Below are 13,283 nucleotides of genomic sequence, written 5' to 3' on the forward strand. Positions count from 1 at the left end.
ATCAGGGGTATAAGGGTGATTGGTGTTCAGCAAAGGCGAGGTCTGCTATCATCGCCAGCCTTTGTTGATACTAATTCGCGATATGCGCTGAAGCGGCCAATGCCATGATTAAACAACGCACCCTGAAGAATATTATCCGTGCCACAGGTATCGGCCTGCACTCGGGGGAAAAGGTTTACCTGACCCTCAAACCTGCACCTGTGAACGCTGGCATTGTGTTTTTCCGTACCGACCTCGAGCCGGTTGTCCAGATCAACGCGCACGCGTTGAACGTCGGTGACACCACGCTCTCCACAACGCTGTTCAACGGCGACGTGAAGGTCGATACGGTAGAGCACTTGCTATCGGCCATGGCCGGCCTTGGCATTGATAACGCCTACGTTGAACTTTCTGCCTCCGAAGTTCCAATCATGGATGGCAGCGCAGGTCCCTTCGTATTCCTGATTCAGTCGGCTGGCCTGGAAGAGCAGGACGCACCGAAGAAATTCATCCGCATCCTTAAAGAAGTCTGCGTTGAGGAAGACGGAAAATACGCGAAGTTCATGCCGTTCGAAGGTTTCAAGGTGAGTTTCGAAATAGATTTCGACCACCCGTTCCTGAAAAATCGCACGCAAACTGCAAGCGTCGACTTCTCCAGCACTTCATTCGTGAAGGAAGTGAGCCGCGCCCGGACATTCGGTTTCATGAAAGACATCGAATACCTGCGCAAACACAACCTTGCACTGGGCGGCAGCGTCGAGAACGCAATCGTCGTGGACAAGGACGGCGTGTTGAACGAAGACGGTCTGCGGTACGAGGACGAATTCGTCAAACACAAGATCCTGGATGCCATCGGTGACCTGTATCTGTTGGGCAACAGCCTGATCGGCGAGTACCACGGCTTCAAGTCGGGGCATGGCCTGAACAACCGTCTGCTGCGTGCATTGATTGCACAGGAAGACGCTTGGGAAGTCGTGACCTTCGAAGATGCCAGTACCGCACCGATCTCTTACATGCGCCCTGTTGCGGCAGTGTAAACAGTCTCTTCTTCTAGTTTGATTATTTAAGGCCACCTTCGGGTGGCCTTTTTTATGCGTGATCGGAAGGCAGTGCGGCTTCCTGGCTGAAGCCGGTCCTGCAGTGTGCGAGGCAGGACCGGCTCTGTATCGGTAGCACCGGCTTCAGCTGGGAAAGAGCCGGTGCGAACGCTGGCTTTTCGCCGCTTATGATTTTCCAGGCTCTTTCGGCACCGCATGCGCCGCCAATCGCTCCAGCGCTGCGCGCAGCTTGGGATCGCTGATTCCCTCGGCCGTTGCGCTGATGGTTTCGGCGGCGTTTGACGAAATGCCTCTTGAGTGACCAACGGCAGCCCGATGAATTGTCGCAGGCTGCACCTTGAGCTGCAGGCGCGTGAGGTTCGAGAATTCCTTGAACGCCACCAATTGCCGCTGCAGACGTTTTTGCTGATAGCGCAGCCGCGTGGCCCAATGTCCGTCGGTGACCACCAGCAGCAGCGTGCCTTCGCGCCACGAAGCCACATGACAGTGAGGGCGAGCGGCCGGTTGCAGCTGACTTTCAAGCAGGCGCTGCAAATGCGCCAGCCGTTGGGCGTGGTTGAAAATGGCTTTGAGTGGCCTGGCTTCGCGCAAAAGTACGGCCGGTGCGCGAGCCGGTAAAGGACGAAATGCCATGGAAGTTGCCTGACGGTACACGGCATCATGTTACCAGAACGCCGGACGTGACCCCTGTACTCATTGGGCCTGAGGGAGGCTCACTGTTGCGCCTCATGAAAAAACATTAATCAAACTTCTGCCCTCGATGGGTTGAAGTCCGAAGAAATGCCCCTATTGTACTTCTGCCCCGTAACATTGCTGTGCCAGCATCGTGGAATAACGCCACTTTCCTCACCACCATTTCCGGGTAGAATGCTCGTTCGCATGCGGCCATGAGGGCTGCACGGGCGACTCACGGGGCCGCCCTCCATCCCTATGTGTGGAAGATCCTGTCGATATGTTTGCACCTTTGTTAAAAAAACTTTTCGGAAGCAAAAACGAGCGCGAAGTGAAGCGCATGCTCAAGACGGTTCAGGTCGTCAACAGCTTCGAAGAGCAAATGGTGGCCCTTTCGGACGAGCAACTGCGCGCCAAGACCGAAGAGTTCAAGGCCCGCATAGCCAAAGGTGAGACCCTCGATAAGCTCCTGCCTGAAGCTTTCGCGGTCTGCCGCGAGGCGGGTAAACGCGTCATGGGGATGCGTCACTTCGACGTTCAGCTGATCGGCGGCATGACGCTGCACGAAGGCATGATCGCCGAGATGCGTACCGGTGAAGGTAAAACCCTGGTAGCGACCCTGGCGGTATACCTCAATGCGCTGTCCGGCAAGGGCGTGCACGTGGTAACCGTGAACGATTACCTGGCCCGTCGTGACGCCAATTGGATGCGTCCGTTGTACGAATTCCTCGGCCTGACCGTAGGCGTCGTCACGCCATTTCAGCCGCCTGAAGAAAAGCGTGCTGCTTACAATTCGGACATCACCTACGGCACCAACAACGAATTCGGTTTCGATTACCTGCGCGACAACATGGCCTTCAGCCTGGAAGACAAATTCCAGCGCGAGCTGAACTTTGCCGTGATCGACGAAGTGGACTCGATCCTCATCGACGAAGCCCGTACGCCGCTGATCATTTCCGGTCAGGCCGAAGACAGTTCCAAGCTGTACACCGAAATCAACAAGCTGATCCCGAAGCTCGAACAGCACATCGAGGAAGTGGAAGGTCAGGTCACCAAGCAAGGTCACTTCACCATCGACGAGAAGTCCCGTCAGGTGGAGCTGAATGAATCCGGCCACCAGTTCATCGAAGAAATGCTGACCGAAGTGGGTCTGCTGGCTGAAGGCGAAAGCCTGTACTCGGCGCACAACCTGGGCCTGCTGACCCACGTCTACGCCGGTCTGCGTGCGCACAAGCTGTTCCACCGCAATGTTGAATACATCGTTCAGGACGGCGGCATTCTGCTGGTCGACGAACACACGGGCCGTACGATGCCGGGTCGTCGCCTGTCCGAGGGCCTGCACCAGGCCATCGAGGCCAAAGAGCACCTGAACATCCAGGCCGAAAGCCAGACACTGGCATCGACCACGTTCCAGAACTACTTCCGTCTGTACAACAAGCTGTCCGGCATGACCGGTACTGCAGACACCGAAGCGTTCGAATTTCACCAGATCTACTCGCTGGCCGTAATGGTCATTCCGCCTAACAAGCCGTTGGCGCGTAAGGATTTCAACGATCTGGTGTACCTGACCGCCGAAGAGAAATACGCGGCGATCATCACGGACATCAAGGCTTGTCTGGCCGAGCAACGTCCTGTTCTGGTCGGCACCGCGACCATCGAAACTTCCGAGCACATGTCCAATCTGCTGCGCAAGGAAGGCATCGATCACAAGGTTCTGAACGCCAAGTTCCACGAAAAAGAAGCTGAGATCATCGCTCAGGCCGGTCGTCCCGGCGCGCTGACCATCGCCACCAACATGGCCGGTCGTGGTACCGACATCCTGTTGGGCGGCAACTGGGAAGTGGAAGTCGCCAGCCTGGAAGATCCGACGCCAGAGCAGATCGCACAGATCAAGGCCGACTGGCAGAAGCGTCATCAGCAAGTGATCGAAGCGGGCGGCCTGCACGTCATCGCTTCCGAGCGTCACGAATCGCGTCGTATCGACAACCAGCTGCGCGGTCGCGCGGGCCGTCAGGGTGATACCGGTTCGAGCCGTTTCTACCTGTCGCTGGAAGACAGCCTGATGCGCATTTTCGCCTCTGACCGGGTGAAGAACTTCATGAAGGCGCTGGGCATGCAGTCTGGCGAGGCGATCGAACACCGCATGGTGACCAACGCAATCGAGAAGGCGCAGCGCAAGGTCGAAGGACGCAACTTCGACATCCGTAAGCAATTGCTCGAGTTCGACGACGTTTCCAACGAACAGCGTAAAGTGATCTACCACATGCGTAACAGCCTGCTGGCTGCGACCAACATTGGTGACACCATCGCCGAGTTCCGCGAGGAAGTCCTGGACGCGACCATCAGTGCGCACATCCCTCCACAATCGCTGCCAGAGCAGTGGGATGTGGCCGGTCTGGAAGCCGCGCTGAACAGCGATTTCGGGGTCAAGCTGCCGATTCAGCAGTGGCTGGACGAAGACGATCACCTGCACGAAGAAACCCTGCGTCCGAAACTCCTTGAAGCAATCATGCAGGCTTACAACGAGAAGGAAGATCAGGCGAGCGCAGAAGCGTTGCGCACCTTCGAGAAGCAGATTCTGTTGCGCGTTCTGGACGATCTGTGGAAAGACCACCTGTCGACCATGGACCATCTGCGTCACGGTATCCACCTGCGCGGCTACGCTCAGAAGAACCCGAAGCAGGAATACAAGCGCGAGTCGTTCACGCTGTTCCAGGAATTGCTGGATTCGATCAAGCGCGACACCATCCGTGTGCTGTCTCACGTCCAGGTTCGCCGCGAAGATCCGGCCGAAGAAGAAGCCCGTCTGCGCCGCGAAGCCGAAGAACTGGCTCAGCGCATGCAGTTCCAGCATGCCGAAGCACCGGGGCTGGATCAGCCTGAGGCGTTGGCGGAAGACGGTGAAGACGTCGCCGTTGCCGCCGCCACGGCCATGTCGCCAGTGCGCAACGACCAGAAGCTGGGCCGTAACGAACTGTGCTGGTGTGGTTCGGGCAAGAAATTCAAACACTGTCACGGCCAGATCAATTAAGTAACGGCTCGACAGTGGCTGCACCGTAATACCGCGCCGCGACCGGCTTTGCCGTCGCGGCGTTTTTCAATTGATCGAGCCGTACCGGCGATAGCGGGCGGCCGGCTATTTCAAGGAGCGCATTTCATGGCTGTTGGTCTTGGTCCTCTGCCGACGCTGCACCCGGTTCCCGGTTTCGAACTTGGCATCGCCTCTGCCGGCATCAAGCGCCCGGGGCGCAAGGATGTCGTGGTCATGCGCTGCGCCGAAGGCTCCAGCGTCGCGGGCGTGTTCACCCTCAATGCCTTTTGCGCAGCGCCGGTGATCCTCTCCAAGCAGCGCGTCGGCGGCACCGTGCGTTATCTGCTGACCAACACCGGCAACGCCAACGCGGGCACCGGCGAGCCTGGGCTGCAAGCCGCTGAGCGCACCACCGCGCGTCTGGCTGACCTGACCGGCGTCGACGCCAGCGCCGTGCTGCCGTTTTCCACAGGCGTCATCGGCGAGCCGTTGCCTGTGGAAAAAATCGAAGGCGCACTGCAAGCGGCGCTGGATGATCTGTCCGTGGATAACTGGGCTGCCGCGGCCACAGGCATCATGACCACTGACACGCTGCCCAAAGGCGCGAGCCGTCAGTTCCAGATCGATGGCGTGACCGTCACCGTCACCGGCATCAGCAAGGGCGCGGGCATGATTCGCCCGAACATGGCCACAATGCTCGGCTACATCGCCACCGACGCCAAGGTTTCCCAGAGCGTATTGCAGGACCTTATCCGCGACGGTGCGAACAAGTCGTTCAACCGCATCACCATCGATGGCGACACCTCGACCAACGACTGCTGCATGCTGATCGCCACCGGTCAGGCCGACCTGCCGGAGGTCACCGAAGCGCGCGGTCCGCTGTTCGACGCGCTGAAAAAGGCTGTCTTCGAAGTCTGCATGGACGTGGCTCAGGCCATCGTGCGTGACGGCGAGGGCGCGACCAAGTTCGTGACCGTCGAAGTCAACGGCGGCGCCAACCATCAGGAGTGTCTGGACGTCGGCTACACCGTCGCTCATTCGCCGCTGATCAAGACTGCGCTGTTCGCCTCCGATCCGAACTGGGGCCGCATTCTGGCAGCCGTTGGGCGTGCGGGTGTGCCGGAACTGGACGTGAGCAAGATCGACGTGTTCCTCAGCGGCGTGTGCATCGCCAGCAAGGGCGCGCGGGCCTCTACTTACACCGAAGCGCAAGGTTCGGCGGTCATGGCTGAAGAAGAAATCACCATCCGCATCGAGCTGGGGCGTGGCGATTGCAGCGAGACCATCTGGACCACTGACCTGTCCCATGAGTACGTGAAGATCAACGCGGAATACCGCACCTGATCGGACCCCGTGCGGCGGGCATGCACACTCCGGTGCTGAATCTGTAAGGGCGAATGCCTGCGACAGGGCGGTATCAGCGTCAGGCTTCATCGCCGGACTGCCGCATTGCCAATGAATTCGCCCTCGACAGGGTTCATTTCATACAGATATCAATGGAGCTGAAACATGAGCCTGCACCTGATCATCGGCGACAAACGCTACTCCTCTTGGTCATTGCGACCTTGGCTGGTGCTTGAAATGATCGGCCAGCCCTTCACTGATCAGGTCATCCGTCTGAATCAGGCGGACACTTCCCGCCTGATTCGCGAGCATTCACCCACCGGCAAGGTGCCTGCGCTGAAATGCGAGCACGGCACCATCGTCGATTCGCTGGCGATCTGCGAATACCTTGCCGAACGTTTTCCCGACGCTGCGCTGTGGCCGGTGGATGTGGCGGCGCGTGCTCAGGCGCGTTCGGCGTGCGCTCAGATGCACAGCGGCTTCGTCGCTCTGCGCTCCAACCTGCCGATGGACCTGCGCCGCGATGAGGCGCTGGAAGTCATTCCGGTGGAGGCACAGGCCGACATCGATCGCATGGTCGAGCTGTGGTCCGAGTGCCGCGCGGCGTCCAGAGACGGTGGCCCGTTTCTGTTCGGCAAGCCAGGCATTGTCGACGCGTTTTTCGCGCCGGTAGCCGTGCGGCTGCGCACGTACCACGTCGACTTGCCGGATGCGGCGAGTGCGTATGTCGAGACGATTTACCAATGGCCTGCATTCAAGCGTTGGCAGCAGGCCGGTCTGGAGGAAGGTTAACGTGAAACGCATCCATGTGGCCGCCGCCGTCATTCGTGGCATCGACGGCAGGATTCTCATCGCCCGACGTGCCGACAAGCAGCACCAGGGCGGCTTGTGGGAGTTTCCCGGTGGCAAGGTCGAACCTCAGGAATCCGTCGAAACAGCGCTGGCCCGAGAGCTGAACGAGGAGCTGGGCATCGTCGTCAAGGCGGCGCGCCCGCTGATCAAGATCAAGCACGATTACCCCGACAAGCAAGTGCTGCTGGATGTCTGGGAGGTCTCTTCCTTCACTGGCGAACCTCACGGGGCGGAAGGCCAGCCGCTGGCCTGGGTGTCGAATCGCGAGCTGGCCGGTTACGACTTTCCGGCCGCCAATCGGCCCATCGTCGCGGCTGCCCGTTTGCCTGCCGAATACCTGATCACCCCGGATGCCCTCGACACCCCGCAATTGTTGCAGGGCATGCAGAAAGCGATTGGCGACGGGATCAAGCTGATCCAGCTGCGTGCGCCGAATGGCTATGACCCGAAATACCGCGATGTGGCGGTCGATGCGGTCGGCCTGTGTGCGGGCAAGGCGCAGTTGATGCTCAAGGGCCCACTGGAATGGCTGGGCGATTTTCCCGCCGCTGGCTGGCACCTGACCAGCGAGCAATTGCGAAAGTACGCCAGCAAGGGCAGGCCGTTTCCCGAAGATCGCTGGTTGGCGGCATCCTGCCACAGCGCTGAAGAACTGAGCCTTGCAGAGCAGATGGGCGTGGACTTCGTCACCCTCTCGCCAGTCCAGCCGACACAGACTCACCCGGACGCGCAGCCGTTGGGTTGGGAGCTGGCCCGCGAGTTGATCGATGGCTTCAGCAAACCGGTTTACCTGCTTGGCGGAGTGGGTCCTGCCGAGCGCGAGCTTGCGTGGGAAAACGGCGCACAAGGTGTAGCCGGAATCCGGGCGTTTTGGCCAACCGTCTGAACGCGATTCCTGCAGGCGCGGGACCCGCCGCGCGCTTGCAGGCTTGTGGTCACTCAGGCTTCTTCGCTGGCTCCCAGAGGATTTCTGCCACACCTTCGCGTCGGGCGATGATCCTCGCAGCGACAAACAGCAAATCCGACAGCCGATTGATATAAGCCAGCCCGACGCCGGCCAGTGGCTCCACGCTGTTTAAGTGCTGGCAACGGCGTTCGGCGCTGCGTGCCAGGCTTCGACAGACATGCGCCTGAGCGATCAGCGACGAGCCGCCCGGGAGAATGAAGTTCTTCAGCGGGCCGAGTTCCTCATTCCAGCGATCGATCGCCGCTTCCAGACGCTCGACTTCGGCGGCATTCAGCGCCTGATATTCGGGCATCGCCAGCTCACCGCCCAGATCGAACAGCCGGTGCTGGCACGGCCCAAGCACTTCGATGATTTCCTGCATCGCCGGCATTGCTCCCGCCAGCCCTTCAAGGCCGGCCAGGAGCAACCCTAACTGGCTGTTCAGCGTGTCGACCTCGCCAATCGCCTCGATGCGAGGGTGATCCTTGGGCACGCGGCGGCCATCGCCCAGCCCGGTTTCACCTTTGTCACCCGTGCGCGTGTAGATTTTCGACAAGCGAAATCCCATCGTTTTCTCCTGGTCCTGCGGACCTATTCATTACCGGCAATGATCTGCTCGGGCACGTTCATCTCGCTGCCCGCCAGCGGCAGGCGCAAAGTGAAGCAGGTGCCTTGGCCCAACGTGGAATGCACTTCCATCTGGCCCTTGTGGTTGTTGGTGATGATGAAATAGGAAACCGAAAGCCCGAGCCCGGTGCCCTGGCCGATTTCCTTGGTGGTGAAGAAGGGCTCGAACGTGCGCTTGCGTACGCTTTCCGACATGCCGATGCCGTTGTCCTCGACCTGAATTTCGGCCCATGGCGGATTCAGGCGAGTGCGCAGAATGATGCGTCCTGGCTCGGCGTCGTTCTCGCGCTGGTGAATGGCCTGCGCCGCGTTTTTCAGCAGATTGAGCAACACCTGCTCCAGTTCGTTGGCGGTGCCGGGCACCGGTCCCAGGTTGGGATCGAACTGACGGATAATGTTCTGGCCCTTGAAATCGAAGCCGATGGTCAGGTCGAAGTCGTTGCTGGCGATTTCCACAGCCTGATCGATCAGCGCCGGGAGATCGCAAGGTGCCATTTGCCGATTGCTGCGACGACTGAAACTGAGCATGTGACTGACGATCTTTGCAGCGCGCGCACCGGCCTGCTGAATGCCGTCGAGCAATTGCGGCACTTCGCGGGCGCTGAGGTACTGGTTCACTGCGCTCAGCTCGACGCCTTCCTGTTCGGCCTGCTCCAGGTTCTTCGGCAATTCCGGCGACAGGCGACGGCGAATGTTCTGCACGTTGTGCATGATCGCGCCAAGCGGGTTGTTGATCTCGTGCGCCATGCCGGCTGCCAGGCCGCCCACCGACAGCATTTTCTCCGATTGCACCATCATCTCTTCCAGCGACAGGCGCTGGGTGATGTCGTCGATCCGGATCACCGCGCCGCGACCTGCGCCGCCGGTCAGCGGGTAGAAGGTGAGGGCGTAATGGTGCGAGACGTCGCCCTTGACCCAAGTCACTCGCTCGATCTTGGTGACCGTGTGGCGTTCGACCGTCTGTTTGATTTGCGGCAGGAAGGCCTTCATCGGCGAAAAGGCCAGGTAGATCGGCTGGTTCAAGGCTTCGTCCAGAGGGGTGCCCGACAACGCGCCCGCCTCCTGATTCCACTGCGTGACGTAAAGCTGTTCGTCCAGCGCGATCAACGCCGAAGGCATCGAGTCGATGATGCTGTTGAGGTAGTTCTGAAAGCCGGTCAGCTTCTTCTCGATCTTGCTGCGTACCTGAACTTCCAGCTCCAGTTTGCGGTTGGTGTGGCGGGTTTCTTCGGCCAGCCCTTGCGCCTGATCGTAAGCTTCCTGCGACTCGTCACGCGCGCGCTTGAGCTGCTGCTCACGGGCCTCCATGCGCGACAGCATGGTGTTGAATGCCTCGGCCAGCGAGCCGATCTCGTCATGATTGCCGGGGCCGGCACGCAGCGCGTAGTTCTCCTCGCGGGTGACTCGTCGGGACAAGTCTTCCAGCTGATAGATCGGCTCGGTGATGAAGCGGCGAATCTGCCGGGCGACCCCGGCCCAGAGCAGCACGCTGAAAATCAGAATGCCAAGGCTGGCCGTCAGCGTGCCGGTGTAGAACGCCGTCGGCAGTTCGCTGCTGGCCACCAGCAGCAGGTGACCGGGCGCCTGACCGGGCTTGGGCACTGGAATCACCTGAGTATTGCGAAACTCGGTGATGCGCCAGCTTTCCAGATTGCGATAGTGATCGGGCAGGCGCAGCTTGTCGCCCTGTTGCATTTGGGCCAGTCGATTGCCGTTGCTGTCATAGACTGCCGCTGCCCTCAAAGGGCTGTAGTTTTTCAGCTCCTTGAGCAGCGCTTGCGCGTTGTAGGGCGAAGACAGCGCCTGTTCGGACAGGCCGGGATTGCTGATCAGCCGGCCGATCGTCTGCAGGGCCTGCGGCGCCATCGCTTCCTGAGAAATGTAGTAAGCGGCGCTGATGAAGGTCAGGTTGGCGACCAGCAGGACCGTAGTCAGCAAGACCAACAGGGCGGCCAGAAGCTTTTGACCGACCGGCAGATTTTCAAGGCGCTGGCGCAATGGCATGGGGCAGAGTCACCGAAATGAGGAGCAGGCAGGTTAGCGCTGTTCGCGGCTTGCGCAAACCCGAACCGGCGAAATGATCGGCACCCGGCAAAGCGCGACCTTCTCCGTGGTCAGTCGCTGGGCAGGCCTTTGGCGACCAGGTGGGCGGTCAGCCGCTCGCGCACCCGGTTCAGCTCTGGCGCGGGACAGCCGTGTTCAACCGCTTTGGCGCAGAGGTAACCGAGCAAGTAGCTGATTTCGGTGCGCCGTCCGTGCGCCACGTCCTGATACATCGACGAGTAATTGGCTGCAGTGGCCTGAATCACCCGATTCACCTCGTCGTGCAGACCCGTGGCGGCGCCGGGGCTGCCGCATACGTTCAGTACTTGAACCAGTTCGTCGCACAGCGCACGGACTTCTTCGCCCTGTTGCAGCAACGCGCCATTGGTGCACGCGTGCAGCACCGTCAGCGGGTTGATCGCGCAGTTGAGCGCCAGCTTGCGCCAGAGGCGGTCGAGAATGTCGGCGGTCCATTGGTGAGGAATTCCCGCTGCCGAGAGCTCGTCCAGCCATGCCGGCGGTGTCTGCGTGGTATCGCCGAGCCAGTTGAAGCCTTGTCCGGCAAACACGACGTTCCATGGCGGGTCGCAGAATGCGCCTTCGGTGCTGGAGACGAAAATGCAGCGAGCCTTGGGGATCATCGCTGCGACGGCATCCTGGCTGCCCAGACCATTCTGCAACAGCAGAACCTCGGCGCCGTCGGCCAGACGCGAAGCGATCGAGGCCACGGCACGTTCCGCGTCGTACGCCTTGCAGGCGACCAGCAGTCGCTCGACAGGCTCCGCAGACGCGGCCGATTGGGCAGGGAGCGCAAAGGTCTGACGCTGGCCTCCTTCATTCAAAACGAGCCCGCCGTGCGCGTGATAGGCCGCCAGTCGCGCTTCGTTGCGCAAGATCAGCCGCACTGGCAGGCCGGCGCGAGCCAGTCGCGTGGCCCACAGACTGCCCAGGCTGCCCGCGCCGAGTATGTGCCAGCACAGCGGTTTCAAGAGCGGGCGCGCCGCAGGTCAGTGAGTGCGGTGGGCAGTGAAAACAAAATCGACATCGCAGGCTCACATGAACGTGGGAAAAGTCTCGTTATAATGAGCGGGCTTTCATACCGTCAAGTCAGGCGTGCTCCATCCACATGTCGAGCCGCGCCGTATCAATTGGAGAATCTACATGCCCTCGTTCGACGTAGTGTCCGAACTGGATAAACACGAAGTCACGAATGCCGTCGACAACGCGATCAAGGAGCTGGACCGCCGCTACGACCTCAAAGGCAAAGGCAGCTTCGAGTTCAAGGAAAAGGAACTCACCGTCAACCTGACCGCCGAGGCCGAGTTTCAGCTCGAAGCCATGATCGAGATCCTTAAACTGGCCCTGATCAAGCGCAAGATCGACGTGCAATGTCTGGAAGTGAAGGACGCCTATCCGTCCGGCAAAGTGATGAAGCAGGAAGCCACGCTCAAGGAAGGCATCGACAAGGAGCTGGCCAAGAAAATCGTCGCGCACATCAAGGACGCCAAGCTCAAGGTCCAGGCCGCCATTCAGGGCGAGCAAGTGCGTGTGACCGGCAAGAAGCGTGACGATCTGCAGGAAGCCATCGCCGCCCTGCGTGCGAAAGAATTCGGCATGCCGCTGCAATTCAATAACTTCCGCGACTGATCCCGCCGATTTGCCTCAACGCGGGAACCTGAGGGTTTTACGCGCGTCGGAGTGCAGGTCCCCTTGAAACGATGGCGCCTGTGAGCGTCATCGTTTCTGCTTTCGTTTCGCGACCACAAGGAGCACTCAATGGAGCTGGATTTGAACGGCCAGGTGGATCACCTGGTCAAGGCTTCCCAAGCCTGGATTCCCATGGTCATGCAATACGGCAGCCGCGTGCTGCTGGCGGTCGTCGTGCTGCTGGTCGGCTGGTGGCTGATAAATAAACTGACTTCAAAAGTGGGCGCGCTGCTGGCCCTGCGTCACGTTGATCTGGCGTTGCAGGGGTTCATCAGCAGCCTGGGCAACATCATTCTCAAGATCCTCCTGATCGTCAGCGTCGCCTCGATGATCGGCGTCGAAACCACCTCGTTCGTCGCTGCGATCGGTGCTGCCGGTCTGGCCATCGGCCTGGCGCTGCAAGGCAGCCTCGCCAACTTCGCCGGTGGGGTGCTGATTCTGCTGTTTCGTCCCTTCCGCATCGGTGACTGGATCGAAGCGCAAGGTGTGTCGGGCACCGTCGACAGCATTCAGATCTTCCACACGATCATCCGCACCGGCGACAACAAGACCGTGATCCTGCCCAATGGCAACCTGTCCAACGGCATCATCACCAACACCAACCGTCAGCCGACCCGCAAGATCACCTTCGACGTGGGCATCGATTACGACGCCGACCTCAAGCAGGCGCTTGGCGTGCTGATGGAAATGGCCGACGATCCGCGCGTGCTGCAGGATCCGGCGCCGCAGGCCGTGGTGGCGGCGCTTGGCGACAGCTCGATCACCGTGTCACTGCGGGTCTGGACCAAGACCGGCGATTTCGGTGAAGTGTCCAACCGTTTCAACGCCGAGATTCGTGATCGCCTGCGTGCAGCGAACATCGACATCCCGTTCCCGCAGCGAGTGGTTCGTGTGGTGCAGGAGCAGCAGGAAGCAATGCCTCAGCGTTAAGCCCTGAGCAGAAACGCAAAAGCCCCGGCTCGAAAGAGACCGGGGCTTTTTGTTGGGTGTCGGGAGTGCGTCAGAGGCTACGCGCGTTTTGCCG

Annotated in this window: 11 protein-coding genes; 7 read left to right on the forward strand and 4 right to left on the reverse strand. The window is 60.2% G+C overall.

Features of this window, described 5'->3' with window-relative positions; translation table 11 throughout:
- Positions 1 to 104 precede the first annotated feature (104 nt).
- Positions 105 to 1,016, forward strand: coding sequence for a UDP-3-O-acyl-N-acetylglucosamine deacetylase (gene lpxC, locus QRN36_RS05355; protein WP_093461792.1), 912 nt, complete (start codon positions 105 to 107; stop codon positions 1,014 to 1,016).
- Positions 1,017 to 1,202: 186 nt separating this feature from the next.
- On the opposite strand, the gene QRN36_RS05360 is transcribed toward lpxC, so the two are convergent.
- Complete coding sequence (locus tag QRN36_RS05360; RefSeq protein ID WP_285423102.1) at positions 1,203 to 1,670, reverse strand: DUF721 domain-containing protein; 468 nt, start codon at positions 1,668 to 1,670, stop codon at positions 1,203 to 1,205.
- Positions 1,671 to 1,989: 319 nt separating this feature from the next.
- Between QRN36_RS05360 and secA the strand changes: the two genes are divergently transcribed.
- From secA to QRN36_RS05380, 4 genes are all read left to right on the forward strand, one after another.
- Positions 1,990 to 4,740 carry a preprotein translocase subunit SecA gene (secA, locus tag QRN36_RS05365; RefSeq protein WP_285423103.1) on the forward strand — a complete coding sequence of 917 codons (2,751 nt, stop codon included), beginning with the start codon at positions 1,990 to 1,992 and terminating at the stop codon, positions 4,738 to 4,740.
- 126 nt (positions 4,741 to 4,866) lie between these two features.
- The gene (gene argJ, locus QRN36_RS05370; protein WP_285423104.1) at positions 4,867 to 6,084 is read left to right on the forward strand and encodes a bifunctional glutamate N-acetyltransferase/amino-acid acetyltransferase ArgJ; all 1,218 of its coding nucleotides are present in this window, start codon (positions 4,867 to 4,869) and stop codon (positions 6,082 to 6,084) included.
- A gap of 165 nt (positions 6,085 to 6,249) precedes the next feature.
- The gene (locus QRN36_RS05375; protein ID WP_285423105.1) at positions 6,250 to 6,876 is read left to right on the forward strand and encodes a glutathione S-transferase family protein; all 627 of its coding nucleotides are present in this window, start codon (positions 6,250 to 6,252) and stop codon (positions 6,874 to 6,876) included.
- Between the two features lies 1 nt (position 6,877).
- The gene (locus tag QRN36_RS05380; protein ID WP_285423106.1) at positions 6,878 to 7,822 is read left to right on the forward strand and encodes a Nudix family hydrolase; all 945 of its coding nucleotides are present in this window, start codon (positions 6,878 to 6,880) and stop codon (positions 7,820 to 7,822) included.
- A 49-nt stretch (positions 7,823 to 7,871) separates the two neighbouring features.
- Here QRN36_RS05380 and QRN36_RS05385 read toward each other — a convergent pair whose 3' ends face one another.
- The 3 genes from QRN36_RS05385 to QRN36_RS05395 all read right to left on the reverse strand — a co-directional run bounded on the left by QRN36_RS05385 (position 7,872) and on the right by QRN36_RS05395 (position 11,532).
- Positions 7,872 to 8,450: a cob(I)yrinic acid a,c-diamide adenosyltransferase gene (locus tag QRN36_RS05385; RefSeq protein WP_285423107.1), complete on the reverse strand. Its 579-nt coding sequence runs from the start codon at positions 8,448 to 8,450 to the stop codon at positions 7,872 to 7,874.
- Between the two features lie 23 nt (positions 8,451 to 8,473).
- Positions 8,474 to 10,513, reverse strand: a complete 2,040-nt coding sequence (locus QRN36_RS05390) for an ATP-binding protein (RefSeq protein WP_285423108.1) — start codon at positions 10,511 to 10,513, stop codon at positions 8,474 to 8,476.
- A gap of 110 nt (positions 10,514 to 10,623) precedes the next feature.
- Positions 10,624 to 11,532, reverse strand: coding sequence for a putative 2-dehydropantoate 2-reductase (locus QRN36_RS05395; RefSeq protein WP_285423268.1), 909 nt, complete (start codon positions 11,530 to 11,532; stop codon positions 10,624 to 10,626).
- A gap of 181 nt (positions 11,533 to 11,713) precedes the next feature.
- On the opposite strand from QRN36_RS05395, the gene QRN36_RS05400 reads away from it, so the two are divergent.
- Positions 11,714 to 12,199, forward strand: coding sequence for a YajQ family cyclic di-GMP-binding protein (locus tag QRN36_RS05400; protein WP_093461769.1), 486 nt, complete (start codon positions 11,714 to 11,716; stop codon positions 12,197 to 12,199).
- 135 nt (positions 12,200 to 12,334) lie between these two features.
- Positions 12,335 to 13,189, forward strand: a complete 855-nt coding sequence (locus QRN36_RS05405; RefSeq protein ID WP_093462567.1) for a mechanosensitive ion channel family protein — start codon at positions 12,335 to 12,337, stop codon at positions 13,187 to 13,189.
- Positions 13,190 to 13,283 lie beyond the last annotated feature (94 nt).

Source organism: Pseudomonas sp. efr-133-TYG-103a (assembly GCF_030209235.1).
Lineage (GTDB): Bacteria > Pseudomonadota > Gammaproteobacteria > Pseudomonadales > Pseudomonadaceae > Aquipseudomonas.

Coding starts and splice junctions, on each gene's coding strand:
- lpxC (WP_093461792.1), top strand. CDS start 105: ATGATTAAACAACGCACCCTGAAGAATATTATCCGTGCCACAGGTATC.
- QRN36_RS05360 (WP_285423102.1), bottom strand. CDS start 1,670: ATGGCATTTCGTCCTTTACCGGCTCGCGCACCGGCCGTACTTTTGCGC.
- QRN36_RS05390 (WP_285423108.1), bottom strand. CDS start 10,513: ATGCCATTGCGCCAGCGCCTTGAAAATCTGCCGGTCGGTCAAAAGCTT.
- QRN36_RS05400 (WP_093461769.1), top strand. CDS start 11,714: ATGCCCTCGTTCGACGTAGTGTCCGAACTGGATAAACACGAAGTCACG.
- QRN36_RS05385 (WP_285423107.1), bottom strand. CDS start 8,450: ATGGGATTTCGCTTGTCGAAAATCTACACGCGCACGGGTGACAAAGGT.
- QRN36_RS05375 (WP_285423105.1), top strand. CDS start 6,250: ATGAGCCTGCACCTGATCATCGGCGACAAACGCTACTCCTCTTGGTCA.
- secA (WP_285423103.1), top strand. CDS start 1,990: ATGTTTGCACCTTTGTTAAAAAAACTTTTCGGAAGCAAAAACGAGCGC.
- argJ (WP_285423104.1), top strand. CDS start 4,867: ATGGCTGTTGGTCTTGGTCCTCTGCCGACGCTGCACCCGGTTCCCGGT.